Annotated in this window: 17 protein-coding genes and 1 pseudogene; 10 read left to right on the top strand and 8 right to left on the bottom strand. The window is 71.4% G+C overall.

Annotated elements, in window-relative coordinates:
- Window positions 1-73 precede the first annotated feature (73 nt).
- Complete coding sequence (locus AC4D2E_RS08255; RefSeq protein ID WP_104164309.1) at window positions 74-1,621, bottom strand: leucyl aminopeptidase; 1,548 nt, start codon at window positions 1,619-1,621, stop codon at window positions 74-76.
- Between the two features lie 173 nt (window positions 1,622-1,794).
- On the opposite strand from AC4D2E_RS08255, the pseudogene AC4D2E_RS08250 reads away from it, so the two are divergent.
- The 4 genes and pseudogenes from AC4D2E_RS08250 to AC4D2E_RS08235 all read left to right on the top strand — a co-directional run.
- Window positions 1,795-2,688 (top strand): annotated as a pseudogene (locus AC4D2E_RS08250) (proteasome assembly chaperone family protein); the annotation flags it as partial.
- 208 nt (window positions 2,689-2,896) lie between these two features.
- Window positions 2,897-4,228 carry an MFS transporter gene (locus AC4D2E_RS08245; RefSeq protein WP_490952252.1) on the top strand — a complete coding sequence of 444 codons (1,332 nt, stop codon included), beginning with the start codon at window positions 2,897-2,899 and terminating at the stop codon, window positions 4,226-4,228.
- 78 nt (window positions 4,229-4,306) lie between these two features.
- A complete protein-coding gene (locus AC4D2E_RS08240; protein WP_490952251.1) occupies window positions 4,307-5,707 on the top strand; it encodes a DUF4192 family protein in 1,401 nt (466 codons plus the stop codon).
- A 378-nt stretch (window positions 5,708-6,085) separates the two neighbouring features.
- The gene (locus tag AC4D2E_RS08235; protein WP_258069614.1) at window positions 6,086-7,228 is read left to right on the top strand and encodes an RNA polymerase sigma factor; all 1,143 of its coding nucleotides are present in this window, start codon (window positions 6,086-6,088) and stop codon (window positions 7,226-7,228) included.
- 175 nt (window positions 7,229-7,403) lie between these two features.
- Here the strand turns inward: AC4D2E_RS08235 and AC4D2E_RS08230 are convergent, their stop codons facing one another.
- Window positions 7,404-7,625, bottom strand: coding sequence for a DUF7455 domain-containing protein (locus AC4D2E_RS08230; protein WP_104164319.1), 222 nt, complete (start codon window positions 7,623-7,625; stop codon window positions 7,404-7,406).
- 242 nt (window positions 7,626-7,867) lie between these two features.
- Here AC4D2E_RS08230 and AC4D2E_RS08225 point away from each other — a divergent pair, with 242 nt between their 5' ends.
- Window positions 7,868-9,973 (top strand): DNA gyrase/topoisomerase IV subunit B, encoded by a 2,106-nt coding sequence (locus tag AC4D2E_RS08225; protein ID WP_490952250.1) that lies wholly within the window; start codon window positions 7,868-7,870, stop codon window positions 9,971-9,973.
- A 7-nt stretch (window positions 9,974-9,980) separates the two neighbouring features.
- Here the strand turns inward: AC4D2E_RS08225 and AC4D2E_RS08220 are convergent, their stop codons facing one another.
- Window positions 9,981-10,973 (bottom strand): M56 family metallopeptidase, encoded by a 993-nt coding sequence (locus tag AC4D2E_RS08220; RefSeq protein ID WP_104164323.1) that lies wholly within the window; start codon window positions 10,971-10,973, stop codon window positions 9,981-9,983.
- Between the two features lie 8 nt (window positions 10,974-10,981).
- Window positions 10,982-11,350 (bottom strand): BlaI/MecI/CopY family transcriptional regulator, encoded by a 369-nt coding sequence (locus AC4D2E_RS08215; protein WP_104164325.1) that lies wholly within the window; start codon window positions 11,348-11,350, stop codon window positions 10,982-10,984.
- A 225-nt stretch (window positions 11,351-11,575) separates the two neighbouring features.
- Here AC4D2E_RS08215 and AC4D2E_RS08210 point away from each other — a divergent pair, with 225 nt between their 5' ends.
- The 5 genes from AC4D2E_RS08210 (at window position 11,576) to AC4D2E_RS08190 (ending at window position 20,436) form a co-directional block, all read left to right on the top strand.
- Window positions 11,576-13,150: a cytochrome ubiquinol oxidase subunit I gene (locus AC4D2E_RS08210; protein ID WP_490952249.1), complete on the top strand. Its 1,575-nt coding sequence runs from the start codon at window positions 11,576-11,578 to the stop codon at window positions 13,148-13,150.
- Between the two features lie 105 nt (window positions 13,151-13,255).
- Window positions 13,256-14,278 carry a cytochrome d ubiquinol oxidase subunit II gene (cydB, locus tag AC4D2E_RS08205; protein ID WP_104164328.1) on the top strand — a complete coding sequence of 341 codons (1,023 nt, stop codon included), beginning with the start codon at window positions 13,256-13,258 and terminating at the stop codon, window positions 14,276-14,278.
- Window positions 14,203-17,958 carry a thiol reductant ABC exporter subunit CydC gene (gene cydC, locus AC4D2E_RS08200; RefSeq protein ID WP_490952248.1) on the top strand — a complete coding sequence of 1,252 codons (3,756 nt, stop codon included), beginning with the start codon at window positions 14,203-14,205 and terminating at the stop codon, window positions 17,956-17,958. The genes cydB and cydC overlap by 76 nt, the downstream gene beginning before the upstream one ends.
- 97 nt (window positions 17,959-18,055) lie before the next feature.
- The gene (locus AC4D2E_RS08195) at window positions 18,056-19,105 is read left to right on the top strand and encodes a GNAT family N-acetyltransferase (RefSeq protein WP_490952247.1); all 1,050 of its coding nucleotides are present in this window, start codon (window positions 18,056-18,058) and stop codon (window positions 19,103-19,105) included.
- Between the two features lie 179 nt (window positions 19,106-19,284).
- On the top strand, window positions 19,285-20,436 hold the full coding sequence (locus AC4D2E_RS08190; RefSeq protein ID WP_490952246.1) for a TerC family protein: 1,152 nt from the start codon (window positions 19,285-19,287) through the stop codon (window positions 20,434-20,436).
- Window positions 20,437-20,592: 156 nt separating this feature from the next.
- On the opposite strand, the gene AC4D2E_RS08185 is transcribed toward AC4D2E_RS08190, so the two are convergent.
- The 4 genes from AC4D2E_RS08185 to AC4D2E_RS08170 form a co-directional block, all read right to left on the bottom strand.
- Window positions 20,593-21,012 carry an ArsR/SmtB family transcription factor gene (locus AC4D2E_RS08185; protein WP_104166565.1) on the bottom strand — a complete coding sequence of 140 codons (420 nt, stop codon included), beginning with the start codon at window positions 21,010-21,012 and terminating at the stop codon, window positions 20,593-20,595.
- A gap of 47 nt (window positions 21,013-21,059) precedes the next feature.
- The gene (locus AC4D2E_RS08180; RefSeq protein WP_490952245.1) at window positions 21,060-22,367 is read right to left on the bottom strand and encodes an MFS transporter; all 1,308 of its coding nucleotides are present in this window, start codon (window positions 22,365-22,367) and stop codon (window positions 21,060-21,062) included.
- 93 nt (window positions 22,368-22,460) lie between these two features.
- On the bottom strand, window positions 22,461-24,080 hold the full coding sequence (locus AC4D2E_RS08175) for an ABC transporter permease (protein WP_490952244.1): 1,620 nt from the start codon (window positions 24,078-24,080) through the stop codon (window positions 22,461-22,463).
- Window positions 24,077-25,030, bottom strand: coding sequence for an ABC transporter ATP-binding protein (locus tag AC4D2E_RS08170; RefSeq protein WP_490952243.1), 954 nt, complete (start codon window positions 25,028-25,030; stop codon window positions 24,077-24,079). Before AC4D2E_RS08170 ends, AC4D2E_RS08175 begins: the two co-directional genes overlap by 4 nt.
- Window positions 25,031-25,037: the final 7 nt, after the last annotated feature.

Raw genomic sequence — 25,037 nt, 5'->3', positions numbered from 1 at the left:
ACCCGGCCCGGGGAGGGGCGGGGACCAGGCACGCGGGGCGCCGGACCGGCGTGCGGTCCGGCGCCCCGGGATGCTACGCGGTGCGGGCGAGGACGTCCTCGACGTACGCGAGCAGGGTACGGACGCCGACGCCGGTGCCGGCCTTGGGGGTGTACCCGTACGGCGCGCCCTCGTTGAAGGCCGGTCCCGCGATGTCCAGGTGCGCCCAGGGGATCTTCTCGCCGTCGACCTGCCCGACGAACTCGCGGAGGAACACCGCGGCGGTCATCATGCCGCCGTTCCGCTCGCCGATGTTGGCGATGTCCGCGACCTGGGAGTCGAGGCTGGGGCGCAGTTCCTCGGGCAGGGGCATGGGCCAGAACTGCTCGCCCGCCCGGTCCGCCGCGGCCTTCACGGCGTCCCGCACGCCGTCGTCGCCCATGACGCCGGAGACGCGGGTGCCGAGGGCGACCATCTGTGCGCCCGTGAGCGTCGCGATGTCGATGATGGCGTCGGGTGCCTCCTCGCTGGCGGCCGCGAGGCCGTCGGCGAGGACGAGGCGGCCCTCCGCGTCGGTGTTGAGGACCTCGACGGTCCGCCCGCCGTAGATCGACAGGACGTCCTCGGGGCGCTGCGCGGTCCCGGAGGGCATGTTCTCGGCGAGGCACAGCCAGGCGGTGACCTTGGCGGGAAGGCCCAGTTCGGCGACGGCGAGGAGCGTGGTCAGGACGACGGCGGCGCCCGCCATGTCCAGCTTCATCGTCTGCATGCCCGCGGCGGGCTTCAGCGAGAGTCCGCCGGAATCGAAGGTGATGCCCTTGCCGACGAGGGCGAGGTGCACGGCGGACCTGGCGGGGGAGTACTCCACCTTGACCATGCGCGGGGGCCGGGAGGATCCCTTGCCGACGCCGAGGATGCCGCCGTAGCCGTCACGCTCGAGACGCTTCTCGTCCATCACGGTGACCTTGACGGGCAGGCCGCGCGTGAGCTCCTTCGCGGCCTGCGCGAACGTCTCCGGGTAGAGGTGGCTCGGCGGCTGGTTCACGAGCGTGCGCGTGGCGTTGACGTTCTTGCCGAGGATGACGGCGCGCCGCAGCGCGGGGACGAGCCCGGCGTCGTCGGCCACGGGCGTGTACACGACGACGCTGCGGACGGCGTCCCGGTCCTTGGCCGGGGCGACCGTGCCGTCCGGTTTGAGCCCGGACTTGTGGCCCTCGTAGCTGTAGGCGCCGAAGGCGGCGCCCTCCGCGACGGCGGTCGCGGCGACGACGGTCTCGGCCGGCAGGGCGAGGACGACGGTCTCCAGTCCGGTCAGCTGGCGGATCGCGGCGCCCGCGGCGCGGCGGAGGGTCTCGGGAGGGAGCACCGCTCCGGCGGACACCGGTCCGACGCCGGAGAGCACCAGCGAATCGGCACCGGTCTCGGGGAGGCCGGGGAAGCGGCGGACCTCGTCCGCGGCCCCCGTGATGCCGAGGACCTGCAGGGAGTCCCCGAGCGCACGCGCGGCCTTCGCGGGGAGCGGGCTGTCGAGCAGGACGGGCCCGTCGGCCCCCTTGGCGACCGCGATCACGAGCGCGTCGCTCGGAATCTTCTTGAGGTCCTTCGCGGAAGCGGTCAGGTGTAGTTCGGTGGTTCTGATCACGGAATCTGTCTCCTCGTGTCCGGATGCGTGTCCGGATCGGCGTCGCAGGTGGTCCCGGTATCCGGTGGTCCGGGAACCGTCCTGACGATCGTAGTCTCTACGCCGCGGCGGCCCGGAATGAAGGCGGCGCGGGTGGTGTTGAGGAGAGCAGGACCTGACCGGAGGAGAGAGCCATGCTGGATCCACGAACCCTGTACACCACCGACACCGACGTCTTCGACGACCCCGGGAGCAGTGGGCTGCCCCTGCTGGTGAGCCTGACCGGCTTCATGGACGCCGGGCAGGTCGTCTCGCAGGTCAGCGAGGAACTCCTCGAGGTGCTCGAGCACGAGCCCGTCGCCGAGTTCGACGCCGACCAGCTCATGGACTACCGCGGACGCCGCCCGAGGATCACCTTCGCCGAGGACCACCTGACGGACTACCGGCCGCACCGGCTCGAACTGCACCGCCTGTACGACGGACTCGGTGAGCCCTTCCTGCTGCTCACCGGCGCCGAGCCGGACCTCCAATGGGAGCGGTTCGCGAGCGCGGTCGTCGGACTCGTCGAGGACCTGGACGTGCCGATGACCTCGTGGATCCACGCGATCCCGATGCCCGTCCCGCACACGCGGCCGATCGGCGTGACGCTGCACGGAAACCGTTCCGACCTCATCGACGGCATGAACGCCTGGCGTCCCACCGCCGAGCTGCAGGCCTCCATCGGGCACGTGCTGGAACTGCGCCTGATCGAGGCCGGGCACGACGTCGTGGGGCACGTCATCCACGTGCCGCACTATCTCGCCGAGGCGGAGTACCCTCCAGCCGCCGTGGCGGGCCTCGAATACCTGGGCGCGACCGCCGGACTCGTGCTGCCCACCGACCGCCTGCGGGAGACCGGGCGCGACGTCGAGCGGCAGATCGCCCGGCAGGTCGGCAATTCCACGGAGGTGCAGTCCGTGGTTTCCTCGCTCGAGAAGCGCTACGACGAGTACGCCGACGGCGTCGCCCGGAAATCGCTGCTGGTCAAGGACAACAGCGAGCTCGCCAGCGCGGAGGAGCTGGGTGCCGCGGTCGAGGCCTACCTCGCGAGCCCGCAGGCGGAGGAGGAGTCCACGCTGCTCTGGGACACCGAGTTCCTGGGGACCACGCCCATCGACTACGACCGCTCCGGCGCCGAGGACGGTGGCGCCGACCACGAGGACGCCTCTCCCGGGACCGGCGCCGCGCCGAAGCCCGGCGCCTCCGACCGGCACGACGACGGACCGGACGGCGCATCTCCCACGGGATAATGGGCGGGTGAATTCTTCGCGGGCACTCCTGGTCTGGGCGGCAGGGGTCGCGGCCTACCTCATCGCCGTCACGCAGCGCACCACGTTCGGCGTGGCCGGCCTCGAGGCGACGGACCGCTTCAGCGCCTCGGCCTCGCAGCTGTCGATCTTCACCGTCGTCCAGCTGCTCGTCTACGCGGGACTGCAGGTGCCGGTCGGCGTCCTCGTCGACCGTTGGGGCCCCCGGACGCTGATCGTCACGGGCGGCGTGCTCATGGCGCTGGGGCAGGCGCAGCTGGCCTTCGCGGATTCCGTGGGGGCCGGCATCGCCGGCCGCCTGTTCGTGGGGGCGGGGGACGCCATGACGTTCATCAGCGTGCTCCGGCTGCTTCCCGCGTGGTTCGAACCGCGCCGCATCCCCGTCCTGACGCAGTGGACGGGGATCATCGGCCAGCTCGGGCAGGTGGTCTCGGTCATCCCGTTCGTCGCGGTGCTCTCCGTCTTCGGCTGGCAGTCCGCGTTCCTCTCCGCCGCCGCGCTCTCGGTCCTCGCCGTCGTCCTCTCGGTCAGCCTGATCCGGGACTCGCCCGTCGCCCGCCCGCGGAGCGCCCAGACCATCCGGGAGACCGGGACCTCCCTCGCCGCCGCCTGGAAGCAGCCCGGCACACGGCTCGGCCTGTGGGCGCACTTCACCATCCAGTTCCCCGGCACCGTCTTCGTCCTGATGTGGGGCTACCCCTACCTGGTGCGGGCCGAGAAGGTGGGAGAAGGCGCGGCGTCCGCGCTGATGACCCTGTTCGTCGCCGTCGGGATCGTCTGCGGCCCGTTCCTCGGCCGCTACGTGGGCCGGCATCCCCTGCGTCGCTCCACCATGGTGCTCGCGATCGCCGCCCTGATGGCCGGGGCCTGGCTGGCGGTCCTCCTCTACCCGGGACCCGCGCCCCTCCCGCTCCTGACCCTGCTGGTGGTGGCGCTCGCCGTCGGTGGGCCGGGGTCCATGATCGCGTTCGACTTCGCCCGCACGTTCAACCCTGCCGCACGCATGGGTACAGCCATCGGCATCGTGAACATCGGCGGCTTCATGGCGTCCCTGCTGACGATGTTCGCCATCGGGACCGTCCTCGACGTCCTGCTCGCCACGGGGTTCTCGCAGGGCGACTTGTACGCCCTGCCGTCCTTCCGCCTCGCGATGTCCGTGCAGCTCCTCGTCGTCGCGGTCGGCGCCATCGCCGTCATCATCGCGCGGCGGAGGGTCCGCCGGAGGATGGCCGAGCAGGGGGTCGTCGTCCCGCCGCTCCGTGACGCCCTGGCCCGCGAACGCCGGCGACGCCGGGAGCAGAGAGCCGCCCGGAACCAGTAGGACGGCAGCCCCGCGGCAGTTGTCCACATAGTCCCGGACCCCCGTGCGCCCCGCAGGCGACCCGAGGACGCTGGCGGCATGTCATCTCCCACGAGCCCCGCGTCGGGCACCCCGGCGTCACCGTCCTTCGTCGTCACCTCACCGGCCGACATCCTCTCCTACATCCCCCACGCCCTCGGTTTCATGCCCGACGAGAGCCTGGTGGTCCTGACGACCAGCGGCAGGAGGCTCGGGGCCACGCTGCGTGTGGACCTCACCGGCGCCGGGACGGATCCGCTCGGGTTCGCCGACGGTGTGCTCTCCTTCCTGCAGGGCGACGTCGACGCCGACGGCACGCTGATCGTGGTGTACACGGAGGAGCACTGGGAGAGACACGCCCCGGCACCGCGCAGCGGCCTGGTGCTGACCATGGAGACGGTCCTCGGCACCGCAGGCCTCCCCGTCCGCGGCGGCTGGTTCGTCGGGCGGTCAGGGTGGCGCGACATCTTCTGCACGGACGAGGAGTGCTGCCCCTGGCCGGGCCAGCCCCTCGACACCGTGGCGCACAGCGCACTGAACGCAGAGCTGGTCTTCGGGGGGAGTGCGTTCGACGCATCCGCGCCCGACGCCGTCCTCCGTGCCGCGCCCTCCGTCGCCGCACGGGACGTACCGGGCGCGGCTGCCCCCGACCCGGCGGTCCGGGCCGTCGAAGGCGCGCGGGCGCACTATGCCGCGTGCTGCGCAGGCCGATGGACGGCGCCCGGGCAGTTCCGCGCGACGTCGGCCCTGTGGGACGCCGTCCTGCCCGGCGCGGGGGGCTTCGACGTCGAGGCCGAGCCCGACGTCGCGGGCTTCCTGCTGGCGAGCGTCGAGTCGCGGGCGGTCCGCGACTTCCTCCTCGCCAGTGCGTGCCTCGGGTCCGCGGCAGCCCTCGACGGCGCGACGGCCTGCGGGTTGCTCGCGTCGGAGGCGCGGGCCGACACGCCGTCGACAGCACCGGAGGGGGAACGGCCCGGCGCTGCGCGGGTCCTGCCGGAGGTGCGGAGCGCCGGTCCGCTCCAGGGCGCCATCGCCGCCCTCCGGACGGACGGGGCCGGCGCCGGAGGGGACTCCGGGTCCGAGGCGACGCCGACGGCAGGACCTGCTCCCCGGGGCGCCGAGGCGCTGCTCTATGCGGATGTGCTGGCCGGCAGGTACTCCGGCGCGATCGCCTGGGGCCGCGTCGATGCGATGAGCGTCCTCCTCGCGCGGCTCGCGGCGGTATCGGAGGGCGAGTCCCGTGCCGCGGCCCTGACCATGAGCGCCTGGTTCGAATACGCACGGGGTCGGGGATCGCGCGCGGCCGTCTTCCTGGATGCGGCGGAGCAGGCGGTGCCCGGCTATCGCCTCGCACGCCTGCTGCACGAACTCCTGCGCCGCGGCGGGCTGCCGGCGTGGGCCCGGAGCCGTGCGACGGCGTGGACGGCGGGGGCCGCGACGGCCCTGCATGACGCGGCCTGAGGCCGTCGGCCGGACCCTCGGGAACGGCGGCAGGAGCCGGCCACCGGCGGCCGGGGTGATTTCCGGCGGAACGGCGAGCCGTGAGACAATGAAAGTTGAGACCCGGTTGGGTCCGTGCACCAGAACTTCACCGAGCGTTTCCACGCGGGTTGTTGCCGAAGGGCGGCTCCCAAGGAATAGCGAGGGCTGCAGGACTGTTCCCTTGGGACCTGACCCGAGCAGTATCCGTCTGGTATCGAGCGCGGACTTGACAGGGTCATAGTGGTGTTGTCCCTCTGACGATGCCACACACCGCCGTACGAAAGGTTCTCTGTGTCGGTCAAGAAGACAGCAGCACCGGCGTCGCCAGACGCTGGTACCACCACTACCAAGCGACGGGTGGCGGCCAAGAAGCCGGCGACCAAGGCCGCTTCGGCCGCTGCAGCGAAGGCCTCGGCAGCGGATGCCCAGGGTTCCGTGGACGCCGTCGACACACCGGATCCCGCCGTCGAGGTCGACGTCGACGCCGAGGACGCGAAGCCCGAGACCCCCGAGGTCGGGACGAGCACCGGCTTCGTCTACTCCGATGCCGACGACGACGACGCACCCGCGCAGCAGGTCGTGTCCGCCGGCGCGACCGCGGACCCCGTCAAGGACTACCTGAAGCAGATCGGCAAGGTCGCCCTGCTGAACGCGGAGCAGGAAGTGGATCTGGCCCTCCGCATCGAGGCCGGTCTTTTCGCGGAGGAGAAGATCGCCGCGGATCCGGACATGGACCCGAAGCTGAAGCGCGAACTCGAGTTCGTCATCCACGACGGCAAGCGCGCCAAGAACCACCTCCTCGAGGCGAACCTCCGCCTCGTCGTGTCGCTGGCCAAGCGGTACACCGGGCGCGGCATGCTCTTCCTGGACCTCATCCAGGAAGGCAACCTGGGGCTGATCCGTGCGGTCGAGAAATTCGACTACACCAAGGGCTTCAAGTTCTCCACCTATGCGACCTGGTGGATCCGCCAGGCGATCACGCGTGCCATGGCGGACCAGGCCCGCACCATCCGCATCCCCGTCCACATGGTGGAGGTCATCAACAAGCTGGCCCGCGTCCAGCGGCAGATGCTGCAGGACCTCGGCCGCGAACCCACCCCCGAGGAACTCGCCCTCGAACTCGACATGACACCGGAGAAGGTCGTCGAGGTCCAGAAGTACGGCCGCGAACCCATCTCCCTGCACACGCCGCTCGGCGAGGACGGCGACTCGGAGTTCGGTGACCTGATCGAGGACTCCGAGGCCGTGGTCCCGGCCGACGCCGTGAGCTTCACCCTCCTGCAGGAGCAGCTCCATTCGGTGCTGGACACCCTCTCCGAGCGGGAGGCGGGCGTCGTGGCGATGCGCTTCGGGCTGACCGACGGCCAGCCGAAGACGCTGGACGAGATCGGCAAGGTCTACGGCGTCACGCGTGAGCGCATCCGCCAGATCGAGTCGAAGACGATGTCGAAGCTGCGCCACCCCTCCCGGTCCCAGGTCCTGAGGGACTACCTCGACTGACCATCGAGCCTCCTTACGCCGAGGGCCCTTCCTGCGGGAGGGGCCCTTCGTCATGGGGCTGGGAGGCCCCATGACAGGGAAAGGCCCGCTCCGTCCGGAGCGGGCCTTTCCCTGTACGTCAGCGCCTGTACACGGGGCGCCTCATGGTCTTCGTGGTCGGTGGTCCCTGCGGCGGTCAGTCGCCGATGAGGGCCGGCTTCGCGTGAAGCCGCTGCGTCTCGTCCTGCCACTCGGACGTGAGTGGCTTGAGGTTAGCTTCGACGGCGCGCGCATGGTGGCCGCAGAACAGAAGCTCTCCACCGGAGGACTGAAGGACTGCCCGAACGTAGGCCTGGGCGCCGCAGCGATCGCAGCGGTCCAGGGCAGTGAGCTCGCGAGTGGCTACTGCAGTGGTCATGAATGCCTCCTCATGTGGATCGTGTATTCATATAACCACTATTCGTCGCCGCTCCTTCGCAGGCTGGGCCCCCTTTCGCTGGCGGCGTATCAGAGGTATGGGTCACGTCCGGGGGACGCCGACGACGGCTCCTGCCGGTTCCTGTCGGCGCGAGGTAATAAACTGGGGCCACCCATCCCGGCAACCACCCTCCTGACGCCTGTCCGGGATCGTGCCCGTTCCGCCAAGGAGACTGATACACCGTGACCCCCACCTCGGACTACACCGCCCGGCACCTCTCGGTCCTCGAGGGCCTCGAGGCGGTGCGCAAGCGTCCCGGGATGTACATCGGGTCCACGGACTCCCGGGGCATCATGCACTGCCTGTGGGAGATCATCGACAACTCGGTCGACGAGGCACTGGCCGGCCACGGCCAGAGCATCACGGTCATCCTGCACGCCGACGGCTCCGTGGAGATCCACGACGACGGCCGGGGCATCCCCGTGGACATCGAGCCCAAGACCGGCCTGACCGGCGTCGAGGTGGTCTTCACCAAGCTGCACGCCGGCGGCAAGTTCGGCGGTGGCTCCTACACGGCCTCGGGTGGCCTCCACGGCGTCGGCGCCAGCGTGGTCAACGCGCTGTCCTCCCGCCTGGACGTCTTCGTCGACCGCGGCAGCAAGACCTACGCCATGTCCTTCCGCCGTGGTGAGCCGGGCATCTTCAAGGACGGCAGGACGCCGTCGCCCACCGCCCCCTTCGAGCCCTTCCTCGACGGGTCGCGCCTCGAGATCGTCGGGACGGCCAAGCGCGGTGTGACGGGGACGCGGATCAGGTACTGGGCGGACCGCCAGATCTTCACGCCGGACGCCACGTTCTCCTACGAGGAACTGCAGACCCGCGCCCGCCAGACGTCCTTCCTGGTGCCGGGCCTGCGCATCACGCTCCGGGACGAGCGGAGGCTCCCGGGCACGCCGGCGGAGTCCGGGCCCGTGGAGGAGGTCTTCCAGCACGACGGTGGCATCTCCGAGTACGCCGAGTTCCTGGCGCTCGACGCTGCGGTCACGGATGTGTGGCGCTTCCACGGGTCGGGTCGCTTCAAGGAGTCCGTGCCCGTCCTCGACGACCGCGGGCACAGCCACATGGCGGAGGTGGAGCGCGACTGCGAGGTGGACATCGCGTTGCGCTGGGGCATCGGCTACGAGACCACGGTCCGCAGCTACGTGAACATCATCGCGACCCCCAAGGGCGGCACGCACCAGAGCGGCTTCGAGCAGGCGCTCCTGAAGACCTTCCGCAAGGTCATCGAGGCCAACGCGCGCAAGCTCAAGGCCGGTAGCGACAAGATCGAGAAGGACGACGTCTTCGCCGGCTTGACGGCTGTCCTCACCGTGCGCCTCGCCGAGCCGCAGTTCGAGGGCCAGACCAAGGAGATCCTCGGGACCTCCGCCGTCCGGGCGATCATCGCGAAGGTCGTCGAGAAGGAGCTGCAGGCGCGGCTGTCCTCGACGTCCCGGAACGACAAGGCGCAGTCGGCGCTGCTGCTGGAGAAGGTCGTCGCGGAGATGAAGTCCCGCATCTCGGCGCGGGTCCACAAGGAGACCCAGCGGCGCAAGAACGCACTCGAGACCTCCTCCATGCCGGCGAAGCTCGCGGACTGCCGCATCGACGACGCCGAGCGGTCCGAACTCTTCATCGTCGAGGGTGACAGCGCGCTCGGTACCGCGAAGAACGCCCGTTCCTCCGATTACCAGGCGCTGCTGCCGATCCGGGGCAAGATCCTCAACGTGCAGAAGGCCTCGGTGGGGGACATGCTCTCCAACGCCGAGTGCGCCGCCCTCATCCAGGTCATCGGGGCGGGGTCGGGGCGGAGCTTCCAGCTGGACGCGCGACGCTACGGCAAGGTCATCCTGATGACCGATGCCGACGTCGACGGTGCCCATATCAGGACGCTGCTCCTCACCCTGTTCTTCCGGTACATGCGTCCGCTGGTGGAGGCCGGCCGGGTGTACGCCGCCGTCCCGCCATTGCACCGGGTCGAGGTGATCAACGGGGGCTCCAAGGCCAACGAGATGATCTACACCTATTCGGAGGCGGAACTCACGCGGCTCCTCGCGTCCATGGAGAAGCAGGGAAAGCGCTACAAGTCGCCGATCCAGCGCTACAAGGGGCTCGGGGAGATGGACGCGGACCAGCTCGCGGAGACCACCATGGATCCGCGGCACCGGACGCTGCGACGCGTCCGCATCCAGGAGGCCGAATCCGCCGAACGCGTCTTCAACCTGCTGATGGGCAGCGACGTCGCGCCCCGCAAGGACTTCATCGTCGCGGGAGCGGCCTCCCTCGACCGGGACCGCATCGACGCCTGACGGGCACTCAGCCCAGCAGCTCGGGGGCCACCAGGAGCAGCGGAGGAATCACCAGCAGCAATCCGGCGGAGGACAGGGCGAGTCCCTGCTGGATCAGGCTGAGGGGCGGCAGGGGGCTCAGCAGGCGGCGCAGGCGCGGCACCGTCGAGGTCACGTCGGAGGTCCCGCCGGATACCGCCCTGGCGGTCGTCAGGGGGATGCCGCTCTCGTCGGCCAGCGCATCATCGAGGGCGTCCGGCGTCGACGGCGCAGCTCCCGCGCCCACGATGGCGATCGCACGGACGAGCGTCGGTTCGTCCACATGGCGCAGGGCCTCGTCGTCGGCGAGCATCTCGATCAGTTCGCTGACGGCCTGCTGTGCGAGGCGTGAGGTGGGCAGCCACGGCAGCGCCGCCCGCCAGGCCGCGAAGGCCCAGAGCAGCAGATGGTGCCGCTGGTGCAGGTGCGCGTTCTCGTGCGTGAGGACGGCGTCGAGCTCCGCCTGGCTGAGGAGGTCCATCAGTCCGTCCGACATGACGGTGACGGAGCGGGCACCGCCGGGCAGGCAGTAGGCGACCGGCGCGGGGTGCTTGATGACGAGCGTCGCGGGCTGACCGGCCGCGGGGGAGCTGAGCAGGGTGAGCATGTCCCGATGCCGCCGGCGCTGCCGGTGGATGCGCACGAAGGTCAGGGCCAGGGTGAAGACGAGGTGTCCGAAGAGGAGGATCGCGGCGCTGATCGCGAAGACGTGGATGACGCCGAGGGATTCGGCCGACCCGTCAGCGAGCAGGATGTCGAGGAACGCCGCCGAGGCCGTGACGAGATTGTCGCCGAGGGGCTCGAGGCCCCAGACCAGCATGGCGCCGATCATGGACAGGCCGCCGGCCAGGGCTATCGACTGCCACAGCACCATGGCCGTGAAGGGCGCCCTGGCCGGCCAGCCGGCCCGCGAGAGCGCGATGGGTGCGGGCCACGCGAGGATGATCGCGAGCGCCGCGAGCAGGTAGGAGGCCCAGAACACGGGGCGGGTCAGCTGCCGCCGAGCAGCTTGCGCAAGGTCTGGGCTTCGGCCTCGGACACGCTGCCGATGAAACGGGCGAGCACGGCTTCGCGGTCCGGTGCGGTCACGAGCACTTCGTGCATGAGTTCCGCCGTGTGGTCCTCGCGGCTGGTGACGGACATGTAGCGGTGCGGGCGGCTGTCGCGCTCCCGCTTGACGAGGCCCTTCTTCTCCAGCCGCGACAGCACGGTGAGGACCGTCGTCACGGCCAGTTCCCGCCCCACTTCTCCGGACGGCGCCTCGGCGATGGCATCCCGCAACTCGTTGGCGGTCATCGCCTCCGGCGTCGTCCACAGCAGGTCCATCACTGTGCGTTCCAGGTCTCCGAGCGTTGCCATGTTCGTTCCTTCGATCAATCGCGATCCGCGCCCGTCGGGGGGACGAGGCTGCATTCCCGGGAGGGAGATGCTGAAGCGTGGTAGCTCTAACGTACAACCTCCCGTCCAACGATTCTACTCCGTGTAGAAGTGTCGTCGGCATGTTCTACGATATGTAGAAGAACAAGTTCTACAGACCGTAGAAGTTTCGTCGACATCGGCGCGACGCACTGCTGAAAGGGCCCGATGGAAGCCTTGGAAATTGCCCGCTGGCAATTCGGAATCACGACCGTCTACCACTTCATCATGGTCCCCCTGACCATCGGACTCGGCCTGCTCGTGGCCGCCATGCAGACCCTCTGGTACCGCACCGGCCAGGAGCACTACCTCCGGATGACCAAGTTCTGGGGGAAGCTCTTCCTCATCAACTTCATCGTGGGCGTCGCCACCGGTCTGGTGCAGGAGTTCCAGTTCGGCATGGCGTGGAGCGAGTACAGCCGCTTCGTCGGCGACGTGTTCGGCGCGCCGCTCGCGATGGAGGCGCTCCTGGCCTTCTTCGTCGAGTCCACGTTCCTGGGCCTCTGGATCTTCGGCTGGGGACGGCTTCCGCGCCTGGTCCACCTGCTCTCGCTGTGGGCCGCGGTGCTCGCGTCCGTCTTCTCCGCCTACTTCATCCTCGTCGCGAACTCCTGGATGCAGCACCCCGTGGGCGTCGAGATGGTCGACGGCCGGCCCGTCATGGTCGATGCCTGGGCGGTCTTCACCAACAACACCGCCCTCGTCGCCTTCCCGCACACCCTCTTCGGCTGCCTCGCCGTCGCCGGTGCCTTCCTCCTCGGCATCAGCTGGTACCACCTGTGGAAGAGGCGCCACGACGGTCTGGACACCCTCGGCCCCGACGGGACGGTCGTCGTCGGTGACGGCGGCGGTGCACGGGACACGGCGGATCACACCGTGTGGCTCCGCTCGGCACGGGCCGGCGCCGTCGTCGCCATGATCGCCTTCGCCGGCACCGGCATCACCGGCGACCTCCAGGGCAAGCTCATGTTCGACCAGCAGCCCATGAAGATGGCGGCCGCCGAAGCGGCCTGCCATGACGGCACCGGGTTCTCCATCCTGTCGGTCGGCAACCTCGGCGCGCAGAGCTGTGAGGACATCACCGCGGTCATCGAGGTGCCCGGCGTGCTGTCCTTCCTCGCCAACGGCGACTTCACCACCGAGGTCAAGGGCGTCAACACCCTCCTGCCCGAATACCAGGAGAAGTACGGCACGCACCTGCCGGACGATCCGATGTACGGGGACCTGGCGGGGTCGGAGATCGACTACCTGCCGGTCATGGAGGTCACCTACTGGGGATTCCGCATCATGATCGGGTTCGGGGCAGTCGCCGCCGCGGCGGCCGCCGCCGCCCTGTGGGTCCTGCGGAAGGGCACCGTCCCGGAATCGCGGTGGCTCATGCGGCTGGCGGTCTTCGGGATCCTCGCGCCGTTCGGGGCGAACATCGCGGGATGGGTCTTCACCGAGATGGGTCGCCAGCCCTTCGTCGTCGCACCCAATCCGGACCCGACCGGCATCGACGGCGTCTTCATGTTCACCGCAGCGGCGGTCTCGCCCGGCGTGTCCCTCCCGGAGCTGGTCACCTCGCTCGTCCTGCTGACCCTCGTCTATGCCGCCCTGCTCGTGGTCGAGGTGAAGCTGCTCGTCACCTACGTCCGCGGCGGCACCGCCTCCGCGATGCCCGAGCTCGCCCGTCCGGAGGGCGACCCGGGGGCCGACGGCGGCAGGAAGGACGACGGCGATGTCCTCGCTTTCGCCTACTGACCGGCCCACCGGGCCCGCGGTCGCGAGCCGCCCGCACCACCCCGGCAACGCCACCGCCCCGCACCCCGACTCCCTGCCCCTCTCGACCGCCCGGAAGGATCCCCGATGACCGAGGCCCTGCCCACCCTCTGGTTCGTACTGATCGCCGTCCTGTGGTCCGGCTACCTCTTCCTCGAGGGCTTCGACCTCGGCGTGGGGATGCTGATGAAGCTCATGGCCCGTGACGACACCCAGCGGCGCGTGCTGCTCAACACGGTGGGCCCGGTGTGGGACGGGAACGAGGTCTGGCTCGTGACGGCGGTGGGCGCCACGTTCGCGGCCTTCCCCTACTGGTACGCCTCCCTCCTGTCCGCGCTCTACCTGCCGTTCCTGCTGGTCCTGCTCGGTCTGATCTTCCGGGCCGTGGGGTTCGAGTGGCGTGGCAAACGGCACAGCGACACCTGGCGCAACGGCTGGGACCGGGCCATCGCGCTCGGGTCGTTCGCCGCGGCAGCCGGGATCGGCGCGGCGCTCGCCCTGACGACGACCGGCCTGCCGCTCGACGCGAACGGCGACCGCGTGGGCGGTGCCTTCGCCTGGGCCACCCTGCCGGCACTCCTCGGTGCCGCCGCCGTCGTGCTGTTCTGCCTCGTCCATGCCGCCGCGTTCATCGCCCTGAAGACCGACGGCGGCGTGCGCATGCTGGCGGACCGCCTGTTCCGCCGGCTCCTGCCGGTCGCGATGCTCCCGTTCCTCGCGTGGGCGCTCCTGGTGCAGCTGGACACGGGATCGGTGCTCACCTGGCTCGCCGTGGTCGTCGCCGTCGGCGCGCTGACCGCCGCCCACCGTTTCTCGTCGGTGGGCCGTGACGGCCGCGCGTTCGCGGCGCTGGGCCTCGGGATGCTGGCGCTGGTCGGGTCGATCTTCGGGGCCGTGTTCCCCGTGGTCCTCCCGTCGACGATCGACCCCGCCTTCGACCTGACCGTGCAGAACGCGTCGTCCTCGCCCTACACGCTCGGCCTGATGAGCATCGTCGCCTGCTTCGGGGTGCCGCTCGTCCTCGCGTACCAGGCGTGGACCTACTGGGTCTTCCGGCAGCGGGTCTCGGAGTCGAGCATCCCGGCGGCGCACGCCGTCACCGCACTGTGAGCGGCGCCCTCGGGACCGCCGTGTCCCGGCCGGATGCCGGACGCGTTCCGGTCACCCCGGAGGAAGGCGACGCCGTACCGGCGGGCCGGCGCGTCTCGCCGCTGACCACGCTGAGGGCAGGAGGGCCCGCGGGCGCCGCGGGGTCGACGTCGGCGCTGTACCTCCTCGGCGTCCTGGCCGCCGTCCGCGCGGCCGGGCTGGTGCTCCTGGCACAGGCCCTCGCCCTCGGTATCGGCTCCCTCGCCGCCGGCTCCCTCGCCGCCGGCTCGCTCGCCGCCGGCTCGCTCGACGTCCGCGGCGTGCTGCTGCAGGGTGTCCTCGGTGCCGGACTGCGCACCGTCGCGGCGTGGGGGCAGGACGCCACCGCCGCGCGCCTCGCACTCGGTACCAGGGAGCGGATGCGCGAGGCGGCGCTCCTGCGCCTGCTCGACGACGGCGGCACCACCCGTGCCGCCGCGGGCAGCGGCACGGGCTCCCTCGCGGTGCTGCTCACCCGCGGGCTCGACGGGCTCGACAAGTACTACACGCAGTACCTGCCCGCGCTCGTCACATGCGCCGTGGTCCCGCTGCTCATCGGGGCGCGGATCCTCGCCGCGGACTGGGTCAGCGCGCTCGTCGTCGTCCTGACGGTGCCGCTCGTGCCCGTGTTCATGGTGCTGATCGGCCTCCACACGCAGGAGCACACGCAGCAGGCCACCACCGCGCTGGGACGCCTGTCCGACCACCTGCTCGAACTCGCGCGGGGTCTCCCCGTCCTCGTCGGGCTCGGCCGCGCCGCCGAACAGACCCGCGCCCTCCGGGACATCGCCGACACCTACACCTCCCGCACCATGACGACCCTCCGCACGGTCTTCCTCTCCTCCCTCGCCCTCGAGCTGATCAGCACCCTCTCGGTGGCGGTCGTCGCGGTCTTCGCGGGCGTGCGCCTGATCCACGGTGACCTCGGCCTGGAGACCGCGCTGATCGCCCTCATCCTCGCGCCCGAGTGCTACGGCCCCCTGCGCGACGTCGGTACGGCCCACCACGCCAGCGAGGACGGGGAGGAGGCCGGCGCCCGCGTCCGTGCGGTCATCGACGCCCCCGCGGCACCGCCGGAGGACCTGCCGGTGCGCGCGGGCCAAGCGGACGGCGGGGCGGGTGGACCGGACGCCATCCGGGTGGAGGGCCTCACTGCCCGGTACGACGGCCTCCTCGAGCCGGTCCTCCCAGGCATCTCCCTCGTGCTCGAGCCCGGGACCGTGACCGCGCTCCGGGGCCCGAGCGGTTCCGGGAAGTCCACCGTGATGCGCGCCCTGGCCGGGGGAGCGGCCCTCCCTCCCGGGCTCCGCCTCGGGGGCCGGGTGTCAGGGCTCCGGCCCGGCTCGGTCGCCTGGGTGCCGCAGCACCCCGAACTCCTGCTCGAGACGGTTCGCGCCGAACTCGCCCTCTATGCCGGGCTTCCCGCGGAATCGCCCATCCTCGACGCCCAGCTCGCCGCCGTCGGTGCCACCGGACTCGCCGACCGCCGCAGCACGGAACTGAGCCCGGGCGAACTGCGGCGCGTCGCCGTCGCCCGCGCCCTGCTGCGCGCACAGGATCCGTCCGTCACCCTCCTCCTCCTCGACGAGCCGACCGCCCACGTGGACGACGACGCCTCCCGCGCCATCCGCGCAGCCGTCATGGAGCGCCGCACCGGCCTGACCGTCCTGCTGATCGCGCACGACGACGAGACGGCGCGCCTCGCATCGGCCGAGGTGCGCCTCGGCGGGGCGCCTTCGCGCGGTGGTGCGCCCGGCCCGATGCCCCGTTCCAGGGCGGAGATCCCGGAGATCCCGGACATCCGGGACATCCCGGACATCCCGGAGAGGGCGGGGATGCCGGAGGTCCGGTCCGGCCGCGTGCTCGCGGAGCCCGACGCGGGGACCCGGCCCACCACGCGGGCCGATACCGTTCCCGGCACCACCCCCGAATCCGCGGTATCCCGGACCCCCTCCGGGGATGCGGTCGGGCGCCGGTCGCACGCCCCCGCGGCGTCGTGGCCGCACGTGGCCCGTGATGTGCTCGCGCTGGTCCGGCCGTGGGACCGGCGGTTCCTCGCTGCAGCCGTGCTCGGGCTCGGCGCCTCGGTCTTCGCCGTCGCCCTGACCGCGCTCAGCGGCTGGCTGATCGTCCGGGCCGCCGACCAGCCGCCCATCCTCTACCTGCTCACCGCGATCGTCGGCGTCCGCTTCTTCGGCATCGGCCGCTCCCTCCTGCGCTACGAGGAACGTCTCTGGCTGCACCGCGCCGTGTTCCGCCGGGCGGACGATACGCGGCTGCGCCTGTGGATCGGCCTGCTCGGCACCGGGCGGTCGTGGCGCACGATCGCCCGGGGCTCCGGGGGCATCGAACGGCTGGTCGGGGACATCGACGAGCTCCGGGACCTGTCCTCGCGCGCCCTGCTGCCCTTCCTGGTCTCGGTGCTGACCGGCACCGGCGCGCTCCTCACGACGGCCGTGCTGCACCCGGCCTCCCTCGGGTGGCAGGCCCTGTCCGTCGTCGCGGCCCTCGTCGTCGCACCGGCCGTCGCCGTCCTGCGTGAGCGGGCCGCGGGCGCGGCCGCGGTCCGGTTGCGGGCCCAGGGCCTCGAACGCGTCACGAGCCTGCTGCGGGCCGCCCCCGATCTCCGGGTGAACGGCGTCCACCGGCCCGCGCTCGCCGAAACGCGTGAGCTGGGGGAATCGGTCGCGGCGGCGGCGCGTCGTTCGGCCGCGGCGGCGGGTGCGTCGACGGCCGTGATCGTCGCCGCGTGCTGCACCGCCTCCCTCGGCATCCTCGTCGGCGCGGGCGGTCTGCCGGCGGACCTCACGGCCGTCCTGGTGCTCATGCAGCTCGCCCTGATCGAGCCGTTCGTCGCCGGCACGTCCGCCGTGCAGCACTGGGGTCCACTGGCGGCCGTGACGGGCCGGATCCTCCCGCACCTCAGCCCTGCCGGCTGGGAGGAGGGCCTGCAGCACACGGACGGCAGCATCGGCGACCCGCCCGCGCAGTCCGCCGCGCTCCGCCGGGCGAGCATCGGCTACGAGCCCGGGCGCCCCGTGGTCGCCGGCCTGGACCTCGAGCTGGCACCGGGGCGCTGGACCGGGCTCACGGGTCCCTCCGGCAGCGGCAAGTCCACGGTGATCGGTGCCCTCCTCGGCTTCCTCCCCCTCGAACGCGGGACACTCCTCGTGAACGGGGAGCCCGGGCACGACGGCGATACACCGCGCATCGCCTGGTGCCCCCAGGAAAGCCATCTCTTCGATTCCAGCCTGCGCTCCAACCTGCAGCTCGCCCGTGCGCCCGGCGACCCGGCCACGGACGCCGAGCTGGACGCCGTCCTCGGTGCCGTGGGACTGACCGGCCTGGTCGAAGGGCTCGACGACGGGCTGGATGCACCCGCCGGCGCGGGAGGATCCAGGCTCTCCGGCGGGCAGCGGCAGCGGCTCGCCGTGGCGCGCGCCCTGCTCACGCGGTCCGGCGTCGTCCTCCTGGACGAACCCACCGCCCATCTCGACGCCGACGGCGCCCGGTCGCTGCTCGAGGATCTGCGGCGGGGACTCCCCGACACCGCCGTACTCCTCGTGACGCACGACCCCGCGGAGGCCGCACGGTGCGACGACGTCGTGGCGCTGGACGCCCGCGCCGTCCACGACCGAACGTCCCGGGGGGTGGACGCCTGACCGGCGGGGCCACGCCAGGCCGGCCGGGTACGCCACGGACTGCTCCGTCCTGCCCCGGGTGAGGGTGGGCGCGCTCCTCCTGGAATACGCTGGGGCCATGAACACGCCCTCCACGCCCGGCCACGACGCCGGTGCGGACACCCCGGCACCGGATGCTCCACAGCTGCCCGACGGGCTGCAGTGGCGGGCGCTCACCTACGCCGACATCCCCCGCTGGCACGCGCTCATCCGGCGCATCGCGGAGCAGGACCAGCCGGACTGGGTGGAAGAGCGCGCCGACCTCGAGCAGGCATTGCGGGCCTCGAAGAACGATCCCCGCAGGGACACCGTCGCCGGGTTCGACGGCGACGGCGAGCCGCGGGCCTTCGGGCGCCTGTCGCGGAATCCCGGCTCGTCGCTCATCCACGGCGCCGGCGGGGTCGACCACGCGTGGCGCGGCCGCGGTATCGGCCGGGCCGTCCTCGCCTGGCAGGCCTGGCGCGCGGAGATGCGGCTGCGGGAGACCGGACACACGGAGGGGGTCTTCCGGAACTACGTCGAGGAGCGCAACCCCTCGCACCTGGCGCTGCTCACCGCGAGCGGCAGCAGCATCGTCCGCTACTTCACGGAGATGACGAGGCCGCTGGACCAGCCCATCCCCGACCTCACCTTCCCCGAGGGGCTGCAGCTCCTCACCTTCGCCGAGGGCGCGGACCGCGGCATCTCCGAGCTGGTCCGCCTCGCCCACAACGACGCCTTCCAGGACCACTGGGGGAGCGAGCCGCGCGATCAGGAATCGTGGCAGTTCACCGTCAGCCACCCGGAGTTCCGTGCGGACTGGAGCCTCGCGCTCCTGGACCCCTCGACGGGCGAGGTCGTCGCCTACCAGCTGTCCAGCTACGATCCCGATTCCCAGCGGCTGCTCGGCCGCACGGAGGGCTATACCGACCTCCTCGGTGTCCGGCGGACCTGGCGGGGTCGCGGCCTCGCCCCGGCCCTGCTGGCCGAGGCGATGAGGCGGTACCGCGCGGCGGGCATGCGGAACGCGGGGCTCGGCGTCGACACGGAGAACCCCTCGGGGGCGCTCGGCCTGTACGAGCGCATGGGCTACGTCCCGACCCAGCGGTCGATCGTGTTCGACCTGCCGTTGCACGTGCGCCCCGCCTGACCCTTCCCCCACCTCTTCCCCTCGGCGGGCGGACTGTGGTTCACTCGTAGGCACGGAGGGGAGTATCCCCACATCCGGTTCGTCGTCACTACGGGGGTCCCGGCACCCTCCGGCGGACAGGGCCACCCGGGTGGCCGGGAGAGACCTCCAGTTGGTATCCACTGACTGGAAGGCACTTCATGGACGTCCCCCTCTGGGTCTGGTTCGCCGTCATCGGCTTCATCCTCCTCATGCTCGTCGTCGACCTCGTCGCACACCGGCACGCCCACGTCATCAGCGTCCGCGAGGCGGCCGCCTGGTCCGGCGTGTGGGTGTTCTGCGGCATCGTGTTCGGGATCATCGTGTGGCGGGTCTGGGGCGCCGGGTTCGGGCAGCAGTACTTCGCCGGCTACCTCATCGAGAAGTCCCTCGCCGTGGACAACGTCTTCGTCTGGGCGATCATCTTCACGTTCTTCGCCGTCCCCCGCGAGTACCAGCACCGCGTCCTGTTCTTCGGGGTCCTCGGCGCCCTGGTCTTCCGCGGGATCTTCATCGCCGCCGGGTCGGTGCTGATTCAGAACTTCTCCGGGGTCCTCTACGTCTTCGCGGCCTTCCTGCTCTTCACCGGGTACCGGATGCTCGTGCAGCGCGACGAGCACATCGATCCGTCGAAGTCGCGGGCCCTGAAGCTCTTCCGCCGGTACGTGCCCACGACGGACGCCTTCCACGGCCAGCGGTTCCTCATCCGGAAGAACGGGATCCTGCTCGCCACCCCCCTGCTCGCCGTCCTCGTCCTGGTGGAAGTCACCGACATCGTCTTCGCCGTCGACTCCATCCCCGCGATCTTCGCCGTCACCGACGAGGTGTTCCTCGTCTTCACCGCGAACGCGTTCGCGATCCTGGGCCTGCGCGCCATGTACTTCCTGCTGGCCGACCTCATCCACCGCTTCGTGTACCTGAAGGTCGGGCTCGCCCTGGTCCTCGTCTGGGTGGGCATCAAGATGGCCCTCAAGATCGACCTCTACTACATCCCCACGCCGATCTCCCTCGCAGTGATCACCACCATCCTCACCGCCGCCGTCGTCGCAAGCCTGGTCGCCACCCGCGGCCAGGCACGGCGGGACCTGCCGGGACCCGCCGTCGCCCCCTTCCGCACCGCCGGCGAGGAGGAGATGGCCGCCCTCCAGCCGCTCCGGGGCGGGCGCCGCGGCTCGACGGCGCGGGCTCGGGCCGGCCGGGACGGCGGGCCGGAGATGTCCACGGGCGACGACGCGCAACCGACGCCCGGCCCGGGCCCGGATCAGGGCGAGCCCGCGGACGGCGGGACGAGCGGCATGGACCGCCGGTCATGACGCCGGAGCGGAGGGCTGCCGAGCGGGTGGGGGTCAGCGCGCCGCGGCCGCGCCAGGGCCGGCAGCACCAGCGAACTCATGGCGCATCCTCCCCGCCCTCGTCCTGCGCCGCGGGCTCGCCCTGACCGTCCCGTCCGAGGACCCGGTCGCGGGTGGCTACTCGTGGACCGGCTCTCCGGTCACACGGTGGTCGGCGTGGTTCATGCCCTCGAGGATGAGGCGGGACAGATGTCCGTCCACGATGCTGTAGATGACGTTGCGCGCATCCTTCCGCGTGGAGACCAGCCCGGAGAGCCGGAGCTTGGCCAGGTGCTGGCTCACGGCCGTCCGGTTCGCGCCGGTGGCAGCAACGAGGCTCCCGACGTCGGCGGGCCCGCCGGTAAGGATCCAGAGGATATGCAGGCGGGTCGGATCCGACAGCATCCGGAAGGTCGCCGCGCCGGCCTCGAGGCGCTCGGCGTCCGGCTCCACCGGGTGGACGAGGCTCGGCCCGCCCTGCGGGCCGTCGTCCGGAGCGGCGGGCCCCCGGGGGTCGGCGGACTCCCCACCCAGATGTCCGCCCGTCTGTCCGCCCATGCCGACCACGTCCCTTCCCTTCCCGGCGCCTGCGGTGATGTCCTGACCTACCGTCCGCCGCCCGCCGGCCGGGCCGTTCGCCCGTCCGGCGTCGTCGACGTCGTCGACGTCGTCGACGTCGGAGCGTGGCCGTCCCGGGCCCCCGACGGCCACACCACGAAGGCGACGACGGTGCCCGCGAGTGCGAGTGCCGCGAGGGTCAGCGCGGCCACGGCCTGGCCCGCGGCCGCGCCCACCCAGCCGGCGACGGGGTAGGTGAGCATGAAACAGGCGTGGGACAGGGAGAACTGGGCGGTGAAGAGGTAGCTCCGGGTGCTGTCGGTGGCGGCGCGGCGCAGCAGCCGCGAGGAGGGGGTGCTGATCATGGAGGTGCCGATGCCGAGGACGGACCACAGGCCGAGCAGGATCGCCCACGAAGTGCCGGTGAGGGGCACCCGGCTCTGCTCGGTCAGGGCGAGGAAGGCCGCGGCCGGCAGTCCCGCCGTCAGGACCGCTGCGCCGATGAGCATAAAGGTCCGGTCGGGCGTGCGCTCCAGGACGCGCGGCGCGAGGAAGGCGACGAGCATGGAGCCCGCACCGAAGGACGCCAGGGCGATCGCCACGTCGGTGTTCGATCCGCCGAAGAGGTCCCGCGCGTAGACGACCGTATTGACCAGCACGAGGGCCGTGGCGGCCGCGACGACGAGGTCCAGGGCCAGCAGCCCGCGCAGGGGTGGCTCCCGCAGGAAGATCCGGCTGCCGAGGGTGGTGCGGTGCAGCAGGGAGCCCTGCTGCACCGCCGGCGGGATCGCCGGCAAGGCGGTCGCGAGGACCATGGCCGCGGACACCAGGAAGCCGAGCATGGTTCCCACGAACAGGGTGTGGAACGTCATCACCGTCAGGAGGGCCGCAGCGAGCAGCGGGCTGACCAGGGACTCGAGATCGTAGGCGAGCCGGGACAGTGACAGCGCCTTCGTGTAGTCCTTCTCCTCGGGCAGCACCACCGGGATGAGGGCCTGGAACGCCGGGGTGAAGGTCGCCGACGCGGACTGCAGGACGAACACCAGAACGTAGACCTGCCAGACCTGGTCGATGAACGGCAGGCTCAGGGCGATCGCCGCGCGCACCAGATCCGCGCCCACGAGGACCGCCTTCCGGGGGAGGCGGTCGACGAGCGCCGCCATGACGGGTGTCACGAAGACGTAGGCGACCATCTTGATCGTCAATGCCGTGCCCAGGACCGCGCCCGCCCGACCGCTCGCAAGATCGAAGGCCAACAGGCCGAGCGCCACGGTCAGCAGGCCCGTCCCCAGCAGGGCGACGACCTGGGCGGTGAAGAGATTCCGGTACGCGGGACGGCGTAGGACGGACAGCATGGCGGAGGACCCGTCTCGAGCAGGAGCACGTTACCTCAGCATAAGTGCATCAGTACGCACGTGGTCACATGTCGTGCATGATCGTCGGTCCGTTCACCCCGCCGGGGCGAGGTCCCGGCGGCGCATGAGACCCAGCGCCAGAGCGCCGCCCGCCGCGACGGCCGCAACCAGCCACCACAGGCCCTCGACATCGACGCCGTCGCCCGTCACCGTGGGCGTGACGCCCATGGGTGACAGCTGGACCACCCAGTCCGGGAAGCCGAACAGGGGCCCGAACAGCCCGAGCATCATGCTGACCAGCACGAGCGCCCACCCGAGCGGGATGGTCGGCCGCGGGGCGACGACGAAGATCACCGCCGTGACGACGAGGAACACCGAGGCCGCGGCGATCTGCCCCGCACCGGTGATGGCCACATCACCCAGGAGGGCCCAGTCGCCGTCGCGGGAGGCGAGGCCCGCCGCGGCGCCCGCCAGGGCCGCCCCGATCACCACCAGGATGCCGACGAAGGCGATGACGAGGAAACTCGCGAGCCACCGGACGCGGTCCACCGGGGTGCTCAGCACCAGCTCCGCCGTGCCGCGCGTCTCCTCCTGGCGTGCCCTGCAGACCGTCTGTACGGCGCAGCACGCGGCGAGGATGCCCAGCATCGTGAAGAAGACGACGACCGTGCCCTGTTCAACGTCCGCGCCGCCGGCTATCGAGCGGATGACCTGCTCGACGGCGGGGTTGTCCGCCCCGATGTCACGGATCACCGCAGCGAGGGTGGTTGCGAGGATCCCCGTGACCAGGCCCCCGACACCCCACCCGAGGATCGAGGCCCGGGTCTGATGCGCGACGAGACCGAGCGGGGTCGACAGCGTCGCGGGGGCGCTGCGCCTGCCCCGCCGCTCGGGGACGAAGCTCCCGCCGAGGTCACGGACCGAATGCAGGGCGACCGCGACGCCGGCCAGCACCATCCCGAGTGCTGCACACCAGAGGATCGGCCACAGGTCGTCCTCGGCGAACGGCCGGGTCTGCTCTCCCCACCCGAACGGTGACAGCCAGGTCAGCCAGGAGCTCTCGATGCGCTGCAGATCGTTGCTCGGCGTGCCGAGGGCGTTGCCGACCCCGGCTGTCAGGAACGAGACCATCAGGACCCAGACGGCCAGGGAGTTCGCGCCCGACGACGTCCTCATGAGCTGGGCGGAGACGAGGCCCACACCGAGGAAGGTCAGCCCCACGGCGCCGGCGCCCAGGCCGGACACGACCGAGCCCCGGACCCCGAGTCCGGCGGCGGTCAGTGCGACGGTACTGAGGGTCGCCAGCACGACATTGGCGAGGATGCCGTGGGTCAGCGTGGCACCGAGCGGCGCCCGGCGTCCGGCCCGGGTGGCTGCCACCAGTTCGGCGCGCCCGGTCTCCTCGTCGCCGCGTGTGTGCCGCACGGCGAGGAACGAGCTCATCAGGGCCGCGAGGAGCGCCAGGAACGGGAAGATCAGGAAGAGCATGAAGGCGCCCTCGCCGGCTCCCGACGGCAGTCCACGGAAGAGCAGGATCACGGGATTGGCCATGACCACCGCCAAGATCGAGGCGCGGGCCTCCTCGGTGCCGTACGCCTGCGCGACACTCACCTTCGTCAGGTAGGCCAGCAGGGCGGTGCCGGCCGTCCACAGCAGCAACTGCACCCCGTCGCGCCGCACTCGCTGGCCGAGGAGCGCCGGGAACGTCGTCATCGGGCCGCTGTCCTGTGCCGCTCGCGAACGGTCCCGTCCTGACCGGTCGGGGCTATGTCGTCGCCGTAGTGCCGGAGGAACAGCTCCTCCAGGGAGGGTGGTTCGATGCGGAGCCCCTCGACCTGCAGTGCCGTGAGCGCCGGCAGCACCGAGGAGACGTGGTCGCTGTCGACGGTGAACCGGGCCCGTCCGTGCTCCAACCGCACATCGTGGGCGTCCGGGATGGACTCGAGCGGCGAGGCGTCCGCTGCCGCGAAGGAGACCTCGGTACGGGTGAGGTGGCGCAGGTCGGCGAGGGTGCCGGACTCCACGACCTTCCCGGCACGCACGATGCTCACGACGTCGCACAGCTGCTCGACCTCGGAGAGGACATGGCTCGAGAGCAGGACGGTGGCGCCGCCCTCCCGCACCCGGGTGATCTCGTGCTGGAACACCATCGCCATCAGGGGGTCCAGGCCGCTGGTCGGTTCGTCGAGGATGTAGAGCTCGGCGGGCACCGCGAAGGCCGCGATCAGCGCCAGCTTCTGGCGGTTACCTTTGGAGTAGGCCCGGCCCTTCTTGCGCGGGTCGAAGAGGAAGGCCTCCATCAGCCGCTCCCGCTCGAGGCGGTAACCCCGCTCGTGGCGTCGGACGCCGCGCAGGCGGGAGAGGAAGTCGATCGTCTCCCCGCCGGACAGGTTCGGCCAGACACTGACATCGCCGGGGACGGACGCGATCCGGCGGTGCAGGGAGGCGGCCTCACGCCAGGGGTCGGCGCCGAAGACCTCGACGGTGCCCGACGTCGCGCGGGCCAGGCCGAGCAGGACGCGGATCGTCGTGGACTTCCCGGCACCGTTGGGCCCGAGGAAACCGTGGATCCGGCTCTCTCCGACGTCAAGGTCCAGCCCGTCGAGTGCATGCACCCGACCGTAGTACTTGGCGAGATCACGGGCCGAAAGGACGCTGGCCATGCAGGGG

This window comes from Arthrobacter sp. TJ-265 (assembly GCF_058269135.1).
This window is presented reverse-complemented; position numbering and strand designations above follow the sequence as displayed.